The 16525-nt window shown below is 58.7% G+C and carries 19 protein-coding genes and 1 tRNA gene; 13 read left to right on the plus strand and 7 right to left on the minus strand.

Annotated elements, in window-relative coordinates; translation table 11 throughout:
* Positions 1–11 precede the first annotated feature (11 nt).
* Entirely contained in the window at positions 12–983 is a 972-nt protein-coding gene (locus BN32_RS17990) for a chromate resistance protein ChrB domain-containing protein (RefSeq protein WP_084494587.1), read from the minus strand.
* A 116-nt stretch (positions 984–1099) separates the two neighbouring features.
* Here BN32_RS17990 and BN32_RS17995 point away from each other — a divergent pair, with 116 nt between their 5' ends.
* From BN32_RS17995 to BN32_RS18035, 9 genes are all read left to right on the plus strand, one after another.
* Positions 1100–2065, plus strand: coding sequence for a Fe-Mn family superoxide dismutase (locus BN32_RS17995; protein ID WP_019198943.1), 966 nt, complete (start codon positions 1100–1102; stop codon positions 2063–2065).
* A complete protein-coding gene (locus BN32_RS18000; RefSeq protein WP_019198942.1) occupies positions 2062–2532 on the plus strand; it encodes a chromate resistance protein ChrB domain-containing protein in 471 nt (156 codons plus the stop codon). The genes BN32_RS17995 and BN32_RS18000 overlap by 4 nt, the downstream gene beginning before the upstream one ends.
* A 19-nt stretch (positions 2533–2551) precedes the next feature.
* Positions 2552–2962 carry a hypothetical protein gene (locus BN32_RS18005; RefSeq protein ID WP_019198941.1) on the plus strand — a complete coding sequence of 137 codons (411 nt, stop codon included), beginning with the start codon at positions 2552–2554 and terminating at the stop codon, positions 2960–2962.
* Positions 2963–3104: 142 nt separating this feature from the next.
* Positions 3105–3479, plus strand: a complete 375-nt coding sequence (locus BN32_RS18010; protein WP_019198940.1) for a hypothetical protein — start codon at positions 3105–3107, stop codon at positions 3477–3479.
* A gap of 19 nt (positions 3480–3498) precedes the next feature.
* A complete protein-coding gene (locus BN32_RS18015) occupies positions 3499–4716 on the plus strand; it encodes a cytochrome b (protein ID WP_019198939.1) in 1218 nt (405 codons plus the stop codon).
* Positions 4717–4821: 105 nt separating this feature from the next.
* Positions 4822–5550 (plus strand): ABC transporter ATP-binding protein, encoded by a 729-nt coding sequence (locus tag BN32_RS18020; RefSeq protein ID WP_019198938.1) that lies wholly within the window; start codon positions 4822–4824, stop codon positions 5548–5550.
* The gene (locus tag BN32_RS18025) at positions 5513–6925 is read left to right on the plus strand and encodes an ABC transporter permease subunit (RefSeq protein WP_051488530.1); all 1413 of its coding nucleotides are present in this window, start codon (positions 5513–5515) and stop codon (positions 6923–6925) included. Before BN32_RS18020 ends, BN32_RS18025 begins: the two co-directional genes overlap by 38 nt.
* Positions 6912–7640, plus strand: a complete 729-nt coding sequence (locus BN32_RS18030) for a LamG domain-containing protein (protein WP_040426650.1) — start codon at positions 6912–6914, stop codon at positions 7638–7640. The genes BN32_RS18025 and BN32_RS18030 overlap by 14 nt, the downstream gene beginning before the upstream one ends.
* Positions 7641–7683: 43 nt before the next feature.
* Positions 7684–7977 carry a hypothetical protein gene (locus tag BN32_RS18035; protein ID WP_019198935.1) on the plus strand — a complete coding sequence of 98 codons (294 nt, stop codon included), beginning with the start codon at positions 7684–7686 and terminating at the stop codon, positions 7975–7977.
* 34 nt (positions 7978–8011) lie between these two features.
* On the opposite strand, the gene BN32_RS18040 is transcribed toward BN32_RS18035, so the two are convergent.
* Genes BN32_RS18040 through BN32_RS18050 form a run of 3 tightly spaced genes read right to left on the minus strand, consistent with a single transcriptional unit; the run spans position 8012 to position 10371 of the window.
* On the minus strand, positions 8012–8770 hold the full coding sequence (locus BN32_RS18040; protein WP_019198934.1) for an ABC transporter ATP-binding protein: 759 nt from the start codon (positions 8768–8770) through the stop codon (positions 8012–8014).
* A complete protein-coding gene (locus tag BN32_RS18045) occupies positions 8767–9489 on the minus strand; it encodes an ABC transporter permease (protein ID WP_019198933.1) in 723 nt (240 codons plus the stop codon). The genes BN32_RS18040 and BN32_RS18045 overlap by 4 nt, the downstream gene beginning before the upstream one ends.
* A gap of 24 nt (positions 9490–9513) precedes the next feature.
* Positions 9514–10371, minus strand: a complete 858-nt coding sequence (locus tag BN32_RS18050; protein WP_019198932.1) for an ABC transporter substrate-binding protein — start codon at positions 10369–10371, stop codon at positions 9514–9516.
* A 426-nt stretch (positions 10372–10797) separates the two neighbouring features.
* Between BN32_RS18050 and BN32_RS18055 the strand changes: the two genes are divergently transcribed.
* From BN32_RS18055 to BN32_RS26910, 4 genes are all read left to right on the plus strand, one after another.
* Positions 10798–11376 carry a superoxide dismutase gene (locus tag BN32_RS18055; protein ID WP_040426651.1) on the plus strand — a complete coding sequence of 193 codons (579 nt, stop codon included), beginning with the start codon at positions 10798–10800 and terminating at the stop codon, positions 11374–11376.
* A 23-nt stretch (positions 11377–11399) separates the two neighbouring features.
* Positions 11400–11753 (plus strand): hypothetical protein, encoded by a 354-nt coding sequence (locus BN32_RS18060; protein WP_156946994.1) that lies wholly within the window; start codon positions 11400–11402, stop codon positions 11751–11753.
* A 61-nt stretch (positions 11754–11814) separates the two neighbouring features.
* Positions 11815–12756, plus strand: a complete 942-nt coding sequence (locus BN32_RS18065; protein ID WP_019198929.1) for a DUF1259 domain-containing protein — start codon at positions 11815–11817, stop codon at positions 12754–12756.
* A gap of 201 nt (positions 12757–12957) precedes the next feature.
* On the plus strand, positions 12958–13425 hold the full coding sequence (locus tag BN32_RS26910) for a hypothetical protein (RefSeq protein ID WP_156946995.1): 468 nt from the start codon (positions 12958–12960) through the stop codon (positions 13423–13425).
* Between the two features lie 201 nt (positions 13426–13626).
* Here BN32_RS26910 and BN32_RS18080 read toward each other — a convergent pair whose 3' ends face one another.
* From BN32_RS18080 to BN32_RS18095, 3 genes are all read right to left on the minus strand, one after another.
* Positions 13627–14052: an MFS transporter gene (locus BN32_RS18080; protein ID WP_019198926.1), complete on the minus strand. Its 426-nt coding sequence runs from the start codon at positions 14050–14052 to the stop codon at positions 13627–13629.
* A 192-nt stretch (positions 14053–14244) separates the two neighbouring features.
* A tRNA-Arg gene (locus BN32_RS18085) sits at positions 14245–14321 on the minus strand.
* A 490-nt stretch (positions 14322–14811) separates the two neighbouring features.
* A complete protein-coding gene (locus tag BN32_RS18095) occupies positions 14812–16512 on the minus strand; it encodes a sulfatase-like hydrolase/transferase (RefSeq protein ID WP_162161321.1) in 1701 nt (566 codons plus the stop codon).
* Between the last annotated feature and the right edge of the window lie 13 nt (positions 16513–16525).

Consider the following 16525-nt stretch of genomic DNA (forward strand, 5'->3'; position numbering starts at 1 on the left):
CTTCCTGTCGGTCAACCGCGCTTGGAGCGGAAATACTGATAAAGATTGTCGAAGACGCTCGTGCCTTGAACGACGCGCTGCTCGTCCTGTGGATTTGCCGCACAGATGCCGGCGATCAGGCTGGCGATACCCGTCGTTTCCTCGCGGCTGAACTTGCTGTCCTTGAGATCGATGTCATGGACGATCTCGGAGATCGCCTGGAGTGCGGGGTCCGCAATGCCGGCCCGTGCCAGCAAGACCTCAAAGCTGCAACGGTCGCCCTCGTGAGTAATTTCGCCCTCGAACATGTCGAAGCGCAATTCTCCGACCTTGGGCTTGTATCCCTTGCCCGGCACGAAACGAATTACTGCCTCGGGATCGATAAAGCGGCGGATCAACCAGCTACAGGCGATGCGATCGACATGCACGCCCTTGCGCGTGACCCAGGTTCGCCCCTTGAAATCACCCAGCGTTTGCGCCGGGACCTCCACCAATTGCTTCGTCATATCCACATCCTCTGCGAGCCTGGATTCGATCTCCGCGATCAGGCTCTCGGCTGTCAGGCGGCCGGTCGCCCCGAAGAAATCAATCGCCGCGATGTCTGAGAGCCGTCTGCGCAGACGACTGGCTTGCGAGCGGGCTTCCGCCTTCTCCTCGGACGTCACACCGATATCGAGGCGTTCGATCAGCGTGCGCAATTCCTTGGCGACCGCCTCGTAGTCCTCGTCGCGGGCTGCGTCGAAGAGCCCGCGAACCTGGACATCGGAGAGACCGTCGATCAGGCGGGCCTCGCAAACCATCGCCTCGCCGCCGCCCTCAGCGATCTCCTTCAGGAGCCATTCGAAATCCTCCTGCGTCTCCGCATTCGCCGGCAGCGCGTAGACCGTGCTCTTGACCGCCACAGCCCCGATGCCTTGCAGCCGACGCCAGATTTTCACTCGAAAATAGGCCGGCTTGCTGGGCAACTGGTGGATCAGGAGCAGCCATCGCTGCTCGGCAGGCATTCCATCACAACTCATATCCATACTGTACCATCAAAATTCCCAAACGCAACACTTGTATCATTTCAGATTCGCGCGTAGCCTTCACCTCAATCGCGCATCCCGAGTGGAGGACCGTCATGCATCGGATCATGCCATTGCCATTCAAGCCGCCGCGCCTCGAGGGGCTCTCGGAGCGACTTTTGGCGAGCCACTATGAGAACAATTACGGAGGTGCCGTCCGGCGGTTGAACGCTATCGAGCGCCGGCTGGACGAAATAGATTGGGGAGCAGCCCCGGTCTTCGACATCAACGGCCTGAAGCGGGAGGAACTGATCGCGGCGAACTCAGCGATCCTGCACGAGATCTATTTCGACGGCCTCGGAGGAACGGGAGATGCGGCTGCCGATCTCGCAACGGCCCTCGAGCGCGATTTCGGCAGCGTCACCAAATGGCGATCCCGCTTTGCGGCCTGCGCCAAGGCGCAGGCCGGCGGATCGGGCTGGACCTTGCTGGTCTGGTCGGAGCGCCATCGGCGCCTGGTGATCCAATGGGGGCAGGATCACACGAACTGCCTTGCAGGCAGTATCCCGATCATGGCGCTCGATATGTACGAGCATGCCTACCACATCGATTTTGGGGCGAAGGCCGGCGCCTATGTCGATGCCTTCATGAAGAACATCCACTGGGAGCGTGTCGGCAAACGATTCCAGCGCATCGCTGACCGGCAACTGGATGCGCACGAGAATGATGAGCCCGACCTCGGAATTGCCCCTGAAGATCTGCTTGTCCGACTTCAGCGGCAAGAGGACGTTTTGCTCATCGACACCTGTCTGGTCGAAGATCTGCCGATGCGCAACGACATGCTTCCGGGTGCGACGTTCCGTGCTCCGGAAGCGGTCGCTGACTGGATCGATGAACTGACTGGCGGCAAACCCGTGATTGCCTACTGCACTTACGGTCTTCAGGCCAGCCGCAATGTGGTCGCCGAGCTTCACCGTCGCGGCTTCGATGCGCATTTTTTGTCCGGTGGCATCGCCGCCTGGCGCGCGATCGGAGGATCGACCGTTCCGTTCACTGCTTCCACCAGGAGGACCGCATCATGAAGTGGGTTACCCGTGAACGTCCGGTCATCGACCGGATCGCCTGTCCCTGGCTGATCGCAAGGTTCATCGACAAGGAGGCGGAATTCCTGTTCGTGCCGCCGGATCAGGTCAGAAAGGTTGCTGAAGAAGCCGGAGCCATCCCCTACGACGTGCCCGGCGTCGAATACACGCATTTCGGTGAGGGCTGCAGTTTCGACGCCTTCGTCGAGAAGCATGATCTCGCCAAGAATCCGGCCATCGTCACGATTGCGGCCATCGTCCGCGGCGCCGATACGGATAGGCACGATCTCACACCGCAGTCAGCCGGTCTGTTGGCGATCTCAATGGGACTGCGCGACCTGTCTCCGGATGACCACGAGGTCCTGAACCACGGCTTCGTCATCTACGACGCGCTCTATGCCTGGGCATCACGACGTAAAGCGGAAACGCATAACTGGCCGCCCGCGATGAAGGCGACATCCGGCTGACTGACATCGGAGGCGTTTCATGCATCAAGACTTAGCACGCTATCAGCTGGCACGGCGGATCATGCTCGGCGTCGCCGCACTCGCGATTGTCGCCGCAACCTTTCCGTGGAACGGCATTGCGCGCGCAGCGGGTACGTTTCGGATGCTCAAAGGCTCCGAGATTCGGGCGACGTTAGCGGGTATGGAACTCACCGACGAGGTTCATTGGGCGTATGTCTTTGCTCGTAGCGGCACTCTCACGATCTATTCGATGAGCCGAAAGATCGCGGGGCGTTGGAGCGTGCAACAAGATCAACTCTGCCTGGATCAGGCGGCAGATGATCAACGCTGCTATGAGGTTTGGCGCTCGGGAAAAACATTTCAACTTCGTCAACCCGGCTTGGACATCTACGACGAAGGTATCCTGCAGCGTCCACTGAGGCGAAATTGATGAGTGCTCTGTACCGCCATCCAACGGAAAATCGACGTTCGGGAATCCAGATGAGGCGGTTGCAGCTCTCAACCTTAGGTCAGCGAGCATGGCACACGGCCGTCTTTTCTACGAGAGAAGATGAAATACGAGTGTTTTGACGATGAAGCCCAATAAACTTATCCCGATCATCATCGCCTGTGCTGTTGGTTTGGCTGGACACGCCAACGCAGAGGAATTCCGAAAACTGTCGGGGGCGCAAATCCGGGCGAAGCTGACCGGCATGCAACTGACGGATGAATCCCATTGGGTGGAATCCTATTCGCCAAGCGGGAAGTTTACGAGTGACGAGATGGGCAATATTCGCACAGGTCTATGGCAAATCGTCAAAGATCAGTTTTGCAAGACCTACAACGACGAGAAAAAGACAATCTGCTACGAGGTCTGGATCTCTATGCGCACGCTTCAGATGAAAATTCCAGGCTCGTCCTATCCTCCCTTTGAAGGCGTTCTAGAAAGAATGAGTAACCGCCGATAGATCGCCAGGAGTTCCGTCGATGAGCCAGCCAGATCATCAAAATCGTTTTATCGCGTGGATCGACTATCGCTTACCGATCTTTTCCTTCTTGCGACGCGAGTTGCACGACTATCCCACGCCACGAAATCTGAACTACCTTTGGAATTTTGGTTCTCTGGCTGGTCTTACACTCGTGATCATGATCGCGACCGGCATCGTTCTGGCGATGCACTACACGCCAACCGCCGACGGCGCCTTCAATTCCGTCGAGCAGATCATGCGCGACGTGAACTACGGATGGCTCATCCGCTACCTCCACACCACCGGCGCATCGATGTTCTTTGCTGTTGTCTACATCCACATCTTCCGCGGAATGTACTACGGCTCCTACAAGTCGCCCCGCGAGCTTCTATGGGGAGTGGGTATCATTATTTTCTTGCTGATGATGGCCACGGCATTCTTCGGCTACACGCTGCCATGGGGCCAGATGAGCTTCTGGGGCGCGACGGTCATCACCAATTTGTTTTCTGCAATTCCGGGCATTGGCGACAGCATCGTCACGTGGTTGTGGGGCGGATACTCAGTGGGTAATCCCACGCTCAACCGCTTCTTTGCGCTGCACTATCTGTTGCCCTTCGTGATTGTCGCCGTTGTCGGATTGCATCTGATCGCCCTGCATCGTTTTGGCTCGAACAATCCGCTCGGCGTCGATAGTAAAGGCCCTGAAGACACAGTCCCGTTTCATCCCTATTATACAGCAAAGGATCTGTTTGGCGTGGCGATCTTCCTGATCGTCGTTTCGTGGTTCACCTTTTACGAGCCGAATGCGCTACTGAATCCGGACAACTCGATTCCGGCGAATCCAGCGGCGACGCCGCCCCACATCGTGCCTGAGTGGTACTTTCTGCCCTTCTACGCGATCCTTCGCGCCGTGCCGAACAAGCTCATTGGCGTGATCAGCATGTTCAGCGCCATCTTCGTGTTGTTCCTTCTACCGTGGCTGGATACGAGCCCCGTGCGCTCGGCCCGGTTTCGGCCGGTCTTCCGTTGGTTCTTCTGGATTTTTGTGAGCGACTGCGTGTTGCTCACATTTGCGGGCGGGCAACCGCCAGAAGGTGCGTGGCTCATTTTGAGTCGTATTGGCGCCACCTACTACTTCCTGCACTTCCTGATCGTTCTTCCTTTCGTTGGCTGGTTCGAGCATCCCCAGTCGCTCCCTGTCGCAACCCGTCAATCGGTATCTGTGCCTGCAAGATGAGGCTGTGACGACTGTCCAAAGGACGCCCGCATGACAGAGGCAGAAGCATCCGACCTCAAGCCGTTCGATCCGAACGACAAGGCGCGTTGACCGGAGAAACCGCCCATGACGGTTGCCGTTTTGCGAAGTGAACCGCTGATGGAAATCGTCTCGCTGACGAAGCGCTATGGCGAGCAGCTCGCGCTCAACGACGTTGGCTTCGCTGTTTGCGAGGGCGAAGTGCTGGGCCTGATCGGTCCAAATGGCGCCGGCAAGACTACCCTTCTTGAAGCCCTCGCCGGCCTTCTTCCGTCGGATAACGGTTTTGTATTGGTGAGGGGCGCTTCGATCGCGCCGGCTCGGCGCCGTGATTTCATGTTTTACGTCCCCGATGGCGTTCGGCCTTATGCCGATCAACCGGTCGCACGGGTGCTGTTCTTCGTCGCCGATGTCTATGGCAGATCGCGGGAGTTCGTAGCGGGTATCGTTATCAGGGTGGGTCTCGAAGGGTCGCTGGCGAAGCGCGTCGGGTCACTCTCAAAAGGCTTTAACCGCCGCCTGATGCTGGCGCTGGGTTTTCTGGCGCGGCAACCGCTTCTTTTGATGGATGAACCGTTCGACGGTTTCGATCTGAAGCAGACCCGGGAGATGATGAAGGTGCTGCGGCGGGAGGCTGCGCAGGGCCGCACGCTCCTTTTGTCCATTCACCAGCTATCTGACGCCGAGCGCATGTGCGACCGCTTCGTCCTGCTATCGGCAGGTGAGGTGCGCGGGGTGGGCACACTCGATGAGCTTCGCACGCGCATCAAGGCACCCAATGCCGGCCTTGAGGAGGTGTTTCTTGCGCTCGCTTAAGCCCCAAACGCGCGCGCCGCTCCTGCCGCTGCTCGTCAAAGAGCTTTGGGAGATCTTCGGCGGACGTGCGGCGTGGGCCATGTTGCTGCTGCTTTGTCCGCTGGTCGGCTTCAGTTTCATGGAAGCCTTGCGGATCTACAGCGAAGCCAGCTCGGTGGCGATCGGCTCACCCGTCATGGCCAACAGCCTTTCGCCTCTGGACGGCATCCTCGTGCCGACCTTCGGCGGCTTCTACGTTGCCGTGACCCTGCTATTTCCCTTTGTCGCGATCCGTGTCTTGGGCGGCGAAAAAGAATCCGGAGCGGTCCGGCTGTTGCTTCAGTTGCCTTATCGCGTCTCGACCGTGATCGGCATCAAGCTTGTCGCCGTCGGGTTGGCTTGGTTCGTGGCTGCGGGCGTGGCGTGCGGATCGGCCCTTCTGGCCTGGCTGTTCTTCGGCGGTCATTTGGCTGGTCCCGAGCTTCTGAACCTTCTACTCGGACATGGGCTATATGCTCTTCTGGTCGGCTCGATTGCGTTGTTTGCCGCATCTCTTTCTGATTCCTCGGCGACGGCGGCGATCATCACTTTGGCCTTTACGATCGGATCGTGGGTCCTCGATTTCACGACTGCCGGCAGCTCCGGTTTCATGGGCTTGGTCGCGCATCTCTCCTTGACGCCGACACTGCGCACGTTTGAAGGCGGGTTGTTGTCGTTTGGTCTCGTCGCCGGCATGATTGCGGCGATCACCGGCTTCTGCGGGTTGGCGGCTGTCTGGCTGCCGACGGGCGTCCCGGCACGCAAAAAAATGTGGCGTTCGGCGGTTTGCGTTGCCGCCCTCGGGCTTACCTTGGGTGCATCGGGCGCCCTGCGAACCACGTTCGATGTGACTGAAGATCAACGCAATTCTTTCGCCACGGCGGATCAGTGGGCGCTGGCCAAACTCACCGGGCCTTTATTGATCACCGTGCATCTCGCCATTGAGGACCCACGTTATGTCGACCTTCGGCGCAATGTGCTGGCAAAGCTTGAAAGAGCGGCACCAAATGTGACCGTTGAAATCGCGGATGGTCTATTCAGTCCTCGCACGGGTACGAGCGATGAACGCTATGGCGAGGTAACCTACGTCTACAATCGGCGAACGGATGCCAGTCGGTCGACCAGCCCTCGCGAGATCCTTCCTTTGATCTATTCGCTGGCCGGCCTTGCTCCGCCAACCCAGCTCTCGACACCCGACTATCCGGGTTATCCCCTCGTCGTCACCCAAACCGGCCCGGTCTGGGCCTGGTTCTTTGGTGGTTTGCCGCTGCTGATCGCTCTTTGTTGGAGGTGGAGCCGCCGCACCCTCGATGTCCGCAAAATGTTCAAGTTGGAGGACACCCATGCACACGCATAGTCATCTCACCATCGCAGCAACACTATCCGCTTGCTTGCTAACTCTGGCCGCCGTTCCGCTCGCCGCACAACAGGCAATAAAGGTTGACCTTGCGAAAGAGTCCGTCGGCACCGAGCCCAAGTCCTTTTTGAGCGTCGTCGGAATTTGGCGGATCGAGCAAGAAGGAGGGAAGAACGTCATCGTTGTCGATGGCCGTAAGTGGAAAGAAGGACAATCGTCTGCCGGTGTCGCTGACAAAGCGCGCGCGCTGTATGGCGAGCGCTACGCCGAGTTTCTGGACCGCGTGCAAGCCTATGCGTATTTTCCCTATGCCGTGGCTAAGGACATCCCGGATTTCAAAAGTGGCGAGATCACGGTCCAGTTCAAAGGAATTTCCGGTCGCATTGATCAAGGCGCTGGCATTCTGTTCAATCTCAAGCCGAACGGCGACTACCTGACCATTCGCGCCAATTGTCTCGAAAACAACCTCGTGCTGTGGAAGTTCGAGAAAGGCAAGCGCTCCTCGGTCAAGTGGGTGCGCAATACGCCGACTGCGGCCAATCAATGGCATGAATTGAAGGTTCGCATTAACGGCACCAAGGTCGAAGGTTATCTCGACGGCAAGCTTTACCTCGAAGACACCCTGGCGCAACCGGTGTCGGGACGCGTCGGCCTGTGGTCGAAGGCCGACAGCCATATGTACTTCAGCGACTACACCGTCACTGGGGCCGATTGAAACATGCAGACGCAAACGGGGGGCCGAGACGAGGAGAACCGCCATGGACAGGAAGTGGATATTTGCAGCTAGCGGCGTGTTGCTGTTGGCCATTACCGGAGCGGCCATGCTCACGGCCGAACCCCGCCGAGGCCCGGTTTTCATAGCAGGCGACCAGCCGGTCACCGAGGATCAAGTGCGACAGAAGTTGCAATCCGACGGTTGGTCAAACGTACAGATCGTTCGCGATGGACGGTATCTTGAAGCGATCGGTGCGAAGGCCGGCCAAACCACGAAGGTCGTCGTCGACGCGCGAACCGGCCGGTTGCGCGCGGCTGACGACGATGACGATGATTGAGGCCTGAGTCTGGCCTCTCATTGTTACAATTGATCTATTGACCACTATTGGTGCGGGCATCCCAGAGATGATCGCTGCCGACGATCTCGGCAACACGACGCGTTCCGGGGTGTTGCACGATTCCCTGGGGCGAGCCTTCCTGGATGATCGTTCCTGCGTCGATGATCAGGCAGCGAACGCAAAGGATGGAAGCCTCCGCCAGATCGTGGCTAACGAACACCGTCACCATTCGCCGCGCTCGCAGTACGACCGCCAATTCCTGAACCAGGCGACGACGGGTCGGCTGGTCGAGCGCGGCAAATGGCTCATCGAGGAACAGGACTTCCGGCTCGAGCACCAAAGCTCGCGCCAGGCTCGTTCTCTGCGCCTCTCCACCTGAGAGCGTGGCAATGTTGCGGTCGGCGAGATGGTCGATCTTCAATTGCTCGAGCACCGGCTTGACCCGTGCCTGGCGCTCGATGCGGCCGACGCCCCGCAAGGCCAGTCCAAGGCCGACATTGTGGCCGACTGTGCCACGGAGAAGCAGCGGTTGCTGAAATACGGCCGCGATGCGTCGGTGGTAGGCTAATGGTGGCAACTCCCGTCCCAGAATCTGCCCCTTCAAGGCGATCGAGCCCGAGGCAAGAGGGAGCAGGCCCGCGAGCGCCTGCAACAAGGTGCTCTTTCCGGCGCCGTTTGGACCATAGATGCCTATAGTTTCGCCGGCATGCGCGAGGAAATCGGTTGGCTGGAGCGTCAGGCGGCTGCCCCGGTGAACACTGATGCCCGTGGCCCGAAGGAGCGCGCCCGTCACCGGTGACCATCGCGTTGTTGCGCCCAGGTCAGCAGGCCGACGACCAGCGCCACCAGCAGGAGCAAGACGATGCCGTAGGCCATAGCCCGATCATAATGACCCATGCCGGTTTCCATGACGATCGCTGTGGTCAACACCCGCGTCGAGCCGGGCAGGTTTCCGCCGAGCATCTGACTTGCACCGACTTCGGACACGACCGCGCCGAAGCCGGCCATGTATGCAACCAACAAAGGCAGGCGTATTTCGCGACTCAAGAGCCAAAGCGTTTGCCAACGTGAGGCGCCAAGTGCCCAGATTTGAAGCCGAAGCTTTGGGTCGAGTTGCTGGAGCGCAACGACGGTCAGATTGACGATGATCGGCACGCTTAGGATGAACTGGCCGACCATCATCGCATAGGGTGTGAACCGCAGGTTCAGGTATCCCAGCGGCCCATGCCTCAGCAGCAGAATCGAAAGGACCAGGCCAACGACGACCGGCGGAAGCCCGAAGCCGGTGTTGCAAATGGCAAGCAAAACCACGCGGCCTGGAAACCTCGCATAGGTGATCCAGAGCCCGATTGGAACGCCGACCGCCATGCTGGCGAGGGTGGCCGAGACCGAGATAAGCAGCGACTGCCGAATGATGATCCACGTTTCGGGATCGCCCGTCACGAGCAGCAGAACCGCGTCGACAAGCCCCTGACCAATCTCGGCCCAGTAGTCCCAGGATCCGGTCCCCATCACGCAGCCTCGCCGATCCCGGTATCAGTTCTGCAGAAGCTGGGCCTCGTTCAGGTTTGCGGCCGGCACAAATAGCGACCGGCCATACTCTGCCTTTCCGACTTCGGCGATAACCGCCTGTCCCTCCGAAGAAACGATCCAGTCTGCGAACGCTTGCCCGGCTGGCGCGTTCACGCGGGGGAACTTGGTCGAGTTCACCGGCATGACGTGGTAAATATTGTAGAGGACAGGATCGTTCTCGACGAGAACGGGCAAGCCGAGGCGTTTGGCGTGGACAAGGTAGGTGCCCCGATCGGTGAAGGCATAGGCTTGGAACTGGGACGCGACATCCATCGTCAAGCCTTGGCCCTGACCCGTTTCACGATACCAGGACTGGCCTTTCGGATCGATCCCGGCTCGTTTCCATGTTGCCAATTCTCGAACATGCGTTCCGGATTGATCGCCACGGGACACAAACGGCGATTTGGTCTCAGCAATGCGCCGCAGTGCGTCGACCGCCTTCAGGCCCCGGATCTTCGCCGGGTCACTGTCCGGCCCGATAACGACAAAATCATTATACATCACGAGCCGCCGCGACGTGCCATTGCCATCGCTCATCCAGAGCTTCTCAGCCTCGGGCGAATGCGTCAGCAGGACGTCCCCCTCGCCACGGGCACCCTGTTTCAGGATGTCGCCACTGCCGGCGACAATCGCTTTTACGGTCAGGCCGGATTTTTTCGCAAATGCATCGGTCAGGACTCGTAGGATTCCGCTATCCTGCGTGGTCGTGGTCGTCAGGACAACGAGTTCATTGGAGTTGGCAGGTTGCGCGTTTGCCGGCGTAACCAGACCCGCTAGGCCGACGAAAAGAGTAGCCAGAAGTAAATGGCAACGGCGAATCATGCGTCAGTCTCCTGCGCGATCCATCACGGTGGATGAATGGATTTTGAAATCACCGGCATCGTCATGCCAGAATGCGCAGCGGCTCATCAGCTTGCTACGATGGAACCGACAGTAGCGGGAGAACCGTCGATGGAAAAGGTCCTACACGCGACTGATGAGAAATTTCCGCCTGCCAATGGGTGGCTTGGACCAGTACCCGGCTTCGACATTGACAAATTGGCTTCTCCGGCCTTACCTACCTTCATGGGGAAGCGATCTCCCCACGAGGCGACATGCCCAAGAATCGCGTCCGGTTTTCCACCAAGGGCGCATCATGTCTGCCGATATCCCAATCTCACCCGATAAAATCTCTGATGCTGGCGTGCTGCGGTCAGCCGACGGCTCAGGTGTCAGGTTGCCTTCCAGGCCATACGTCGGGAGGCTGTCATGAAACCCCTTTCATGCGATCCGAGCCGCATCCGTGGCATGTCCGAACGCATGATCGTCAGTCACTACGAGAATAACTACGGCGGCGCGGTGAAGCGGCTGAACCTCATCGAAGAGCAGCTTGCCGGCCTCGACTATGCAACGGCACCCAATTTCCTGATCAACGGGCTGAAGCGAGAACAGCTCATCGCGACCAATTCAATGATCCTGCACGAGGTGTTCTTCGATGGCCTTGGTGATGAAAGCGAGCCGGGAACCAGCCTGAAGGACGCGCTCGCACGTGATTTCGGTTCCTATGGGCGCTGGCAGACCGAATTCATCGCAATGGGCAAGGCGCTGGGTGGTGGTTCAGGCTGGGTACTGCTGACCTGGTCGCCGCGTGATCCGAAACTCGTCAATCAATGGGCGTCTGATCACTGCCATACCTTGGCCGGCGCAACGCCGATCCTGGCGCTCGATATGTACGAGCATTCCTATCACATCGATTACGGCGCGAAGGCTGGCGATTATGTCGGCGTCTTCATGTCAACCATCAATTGGCCGGCAGTGCAGCGCGTCTATGAGGGGCTCCTGAAATGACTTCGCATCGACGACTTGGGATCGTGCTAGTTGCAAGCACGCTCACGCTCGCCTCACAATCTTCCGCGCGCGCAGAAGACCAGTTTAAATTGCTCGATGCGAGCCAGATTCGTGCGCGGATCGTCGGCAACGACATCACCGACGGTCCGCACTGGTCGATGTATCTGCGGCCGGACGGCAAGCTGATTAGCGCCGAGTCCGGTAGTTCATGGACCGGCATCTGGAAGGTCCAGGGCAACAAGCTTTGTATATCGTTGCCGAGCAGTACGTCGGTCGAGTGCAGTGAGGTGTGGATGTCCGGAGCGAATGTCAGGATGCGCGCCAGCAAGGATCAGGAGACATTCGACGCCATTATTGCCAAGCATCGCGGCAAGTGACGATGAAATTAATGCGGGCTCGGAGGGGGGATCTGTTTTGATCCAACCATGGAGGTTCACAATGCGTCTGAGAAATTGTCTGGCTGCTTCAATCCTGGCGTCGTCGTCCGCATTGAGCGCGAATGCGCAATCCATCGACTGGAAGGTCTTTACCGAACCATTCATCTCCAGTGCCTACGCCCAGACCATCGAGTGGCAAAAGGTCGATGACATCTTTGGTCGGAAGCCGGCGATCTCCGGCGAGGTGCATCGTTATGGATTTCCACGCAGTGATCTGACCGTCACGCTGGATGGCGTGACCATCAAGCCGTCGTTGGCGCTCGGCGGCTGGATTGCGTTCATGCCGATGCACGGCGAAGCCATGGCAATGGGCGATCTCGTGCTGCTGGAAACCGAAGTCAACCCGGTCATGGCCAAGCTTATCGCGGGTGGGCTTGAGATCACCGCGATTCACAACCACCTGCTGCGGGCGAGTCCCGCGACCTTCTACATGCATGTCGGCGGTCGCGGCGATCCTGTGAAGATGGCTGCCGTCATCCGCGACGCGCTGGCAGCAAGCAAGACGCCGTTGACGCCGACCGCTGCATCTGCGCCGCCAGCGATCGATCTCGATACCGCCCAGCTCGATCAAATCATCGGCGCCAAGGGGCAGAACAATGGCGGCGTCTACGCTTTCGCCGTTCCGCGGCGCGATCCGATCAGCGAGGGCGGAATGCAGATCGCGCCGGTCGGCCCGATGGGCGTGGCGCAGGCGATCAACTTCCAGCCGACCGGCGGCGGCAAGGCCGCGATCACGGGTGATTTTGTTTTGACGGGCGACGAGGTCAATCCGGTCATCAAAGCCCTAAAATCGAATGGCATCGACGTGACGGCGATTCATAGCCACATGCTCAGCGAGCAGCCGCGACTGTTCTTCCTGCATTTCTGGGCCGTCGACGATGCGATCAAGCTGGCAAAGAGTCTGCGCGCGGCGCTCGACAAGACCACCAGCACAATGAGATAGAACAGGAGGAACGAATAATATGCCGAACTTGAGGAGAAACCGGTGGATGAGGCGCGCGGCCCTGGTGGCGCTCGCGGTGACTGTTCTCTTCGCCGCTGATCGGGCCGCCGAAGCCCAGACGTCCTGCAAGGTATGCGCCGAACAGCGTAAGGCGTGTATGAAGAATTACGCAGGTCTGGCCTGTAAGACCGAGTACCAGATATGTCTCAAGTCGTGCAAACCAAAACACTAAGTGCCGTTGTGCGTGGACGTGGTGCAAGACCGATCATCCAGTTTGTCGGCATCACCTTTCTGACCCTGCTGGTGTTCGAGAGCGGGAGCACATGGGCGGAAAATCTAAAGAGGCTATCGGGCGTACAGATACGCGCCAGATTTTCGAATATGCAGCTCACCGATGAAGTGCATTGGCGCGAAGTCTACCAACGGGACGGCTCGGTCCGCAGCTACTCGATGGGCAAGCTGCGAACGGGAAAATGGTTCGTTCGTGCGGATGATTTCTGCGTTGATCTCCCCGAACCCGATGGAGGCTGCTACGAAGTGAAGTCCTCGGGCTCGCGGATCGTAATGACGCCGAAGGGAACGGGTCTAACGATCGAGGGTGTTCTCCAGCCGATTTCAGATGCCAGCAATTCGGCGGCGTGGCCGAATTTGCCGACAAGAGGCAGATGACGCCGTTCGGCACCAGTTGCTACGGCCAAGCCTCGATAACTATTCTGAGTGTTCGCCGTGTCATTGAACCGCGCGGCACATTACGCGCCGGCAGCGAACCGGCGCGCACGAGCCTTCGCGATTACGTGCACCGTCCGAACCGAACGCTTTGCCAAAATCGGGCCAAGTGCAAGATATCAGGTATTTCTTGGGGCAAGCGCACTACGCAGTTTGTCTCTGCCGAGATGTCAGTATGGCTGAGAGAGCAGCAATCAGAAGCAGACCGGCGCGGGCTGCAAATGTTATGCGATAGCCGCTCATGTCATAGAGGACGCCTCCAATCACGGCACCGAACGTAATCGCATGCTGGATCACAGCGACCAGCAGATCGCCGCCGGTTTTCGCGTCATCCGGCAGCGATCGCGTCAGCCAGGTCCACCAGCCGACCGGCGTGACCGTGCCAATGAGGCCCCAGGCCGCAAGAACCGTCGCGGTGACGGCGAGGTGCCCGCCGAACAGGATCAGCGTAACCGCAATGCCTGCCATCGCGACCGGGATCACAATCAAGGTGCGATAGGGGCCATCCTTCCGGAAACGGCTGATGAAGCTGGTGCCGATGAAACCGGCAATGCCAATCCCGAGCAGCACCCGTGAAAGCGTTGAGCCATCGACCTGGGGCTGCGCGGGATAATAAACGCGATATCACCGTCAGCGATTCGAGCTTGTTCACCCCAAACACCGCAGTTTCTACGCTTTTTCGCGCACGGACCATCTTCCGCTCTTCGCGCATGCGTAGTTTCGGCGGGTTATCGGCGGCTTTAGAGGGCAATCGGCGGTATTTGGCGCACCCGACAGGATTCGAACCTGTGACCTTCGGCTTCGGAGGCCGACACTCTATCCAGCTGAGCTACGGGTGCATTGATCTTCAGATAGTGGCCGAGACCGAACAGGGTCAATCTCGAATCTGACATTCACATCAGCGCAACGACGCGGGCTCACGCCCCACCGATTGTCGCCGTTCGTACTCTACACACTCCCCACCGTTTGCTTCCGCGATGCTTCCGCGACCACGGAAGCGGTTTTCCTGCTTCCTTCGAGTTTTGCCAATCGCTTGGTTTACCTCGATTTTCTCGACTCGCACCTTCACCGCACTTGACTTAGCGTTGCCTTCGGAGGGCAACGCTCTATCCAGCTGAGCTACGGGTGCAATAGTGTCCATTTAGCCGATTGGCCCCGCGCGGGCAACGGGCGGAGTGGATTTTGAAGCCCGATTTCGGGCCCGTGTTGCCCTGTCTCAGATCACCGGTTCGGGCCGTGTCGGATGAGACGCGGCCTCTGTGGCGGGTTGTGGTGCGGTTGGCCCGTTGACGATCGGCCCGCTATCGGCTCGCCGGCAAGGCAGAATTGTCAGAAAGCATCTTTTCGGCTTTCCCGCTCCATATAGCTCTTTGACAGGTCGATCTTATTCCAATGAACTCTTTCGGAAATCAATCCAAAGATATCGCCCGACGTGAACTCGGCCTGTTGCTCCGGCTTCTCAAACAGGGACGGCCCGTATTTGGTTGCGATGTCTTGCGGTTTGAAACCGAACAGGTCGAGAAGTGTCGGCGCAACGGAAAAATGACTGGCATAGCCCCAGTTGGTCTTGGCGCCGGCCGAAAGTCTTTCGCGCAGTCGGGGCTCCTCAGTGATTGCAAAAAGCGGGACCAGAGCTTCGCGCGGGTCAGCGTTTTTAACGGAGCAGTGCGACAATGCCGTAGTCGACAGATTTTGCCCGTGGTCGGAAGTATAGATGATAAGCGTATCATCGAGTGGGACACTGTCGACGAGACGCTTTAGAACGCGGTCCACCGACCATCGTATGGCGTTCCGATACGAGTTGATCAAGGCCTGCCCATCGTCGCGGGCGCTCTCGCTCATCGTCGGCCGGAAAATTTGTTGCGTCGATGGATATCCACGGTCGTAAGGGAAATGCGCGCCGTTCTTGATGGCATAAACAAACGTCGGCTGATCGGATTTGAGCGTCTCGGCGAGGATGTCGACAAGCCTGTCATCAAGGTCGGGCGGGGCTACCGTCTCTTCGACAGCATTGAATGAGTCGATCTCCCTCTTTTCCTCGGGCGTCATGAAGTTCTGCAGCTTGGCCGGTCCCCGCAGGAAGGCTGCCTGAGCATCAATGAAGACGGTCCGGAAGCCAGCGGTCTTTGCATAATCCCAGATTGTCGCGTTGCTCGCGACAGAATGCATCAGATCGGGGCGTGTCGCACCAAATCGCAGCAGTGCATTGGAATAGGAACTGCAGTTGCCTCCAGAAGCCGCATGTCCAAAATTGATGATGCGATCTTTCAGGCTGGCGATGTCCGGGGTGTAAGGATTTCCGGGGCGCCAGTCGATGTAATCGCCGCGCACACTTTCATCAACCAGTAAAACCACGTGCCGGATTTTTCGACCGTCGGCGCGCCACGTCACCCGCTCACGGGTAGGCGTCGCTTTGGTTGCGAGCCTTGCACCAGACAAGGCTGCGACGGACAGCGGGGCGAATTGCATCGACATGCCATAGTGTCCGCCGCCGTCCTTTGCATAAATGACCGCGGCGAAAAGCATGATCGGAAACGCCGGTGCCCACGCAAGATATCGCAACAGTCGTCGCAATGGCGCGCCGGGCCTAACCGATGGCGCCGCAATGACGATAAATCCGAAGAGGAAAACCAGGGCGCTCCAGGCCATGGCCGAGCCGTAGAACTCGAGGGCACGGCCGAGTTCATGACGCGCAGCCCATAACGATGCGATATCGAACATCGATATTTCCACGCCGGAAACAAGATAGAAGGCAAAACCTGCGGCGCTCGAAAGTGCGATGATCGCCGCCCAAAACGATCTGACCCAGGGATTAACCTGGAAAGCAGCGATCAGGATGGCGGTGAGGGCGCAGGCCCAGAGCCCGAGATAGACGACAAGCGTGAGCCATCGCCCCTGTTCGATGTATTGGCTGGGCCACGTCAAGGCATTTGGATTGGTCACGGCGACAAACACGAAGATGCCGCAGAGTTTGAGCCCGACGATCGCTATTGCTCTCGCGATTCCCGACGTGTGGCTCGCATGATCCAAACGCATAGGCGCT

The sequence above is a fragment of the Afipia birgiae 34632 genome, assembly GCF_000308295.2.
Classification (GTDB): Bacteria; Pseudomonadota; Alphaproteobacteria; order Rhizobiales; family Xanthobacteraceae; genus Afipia; species Afipia birgiae.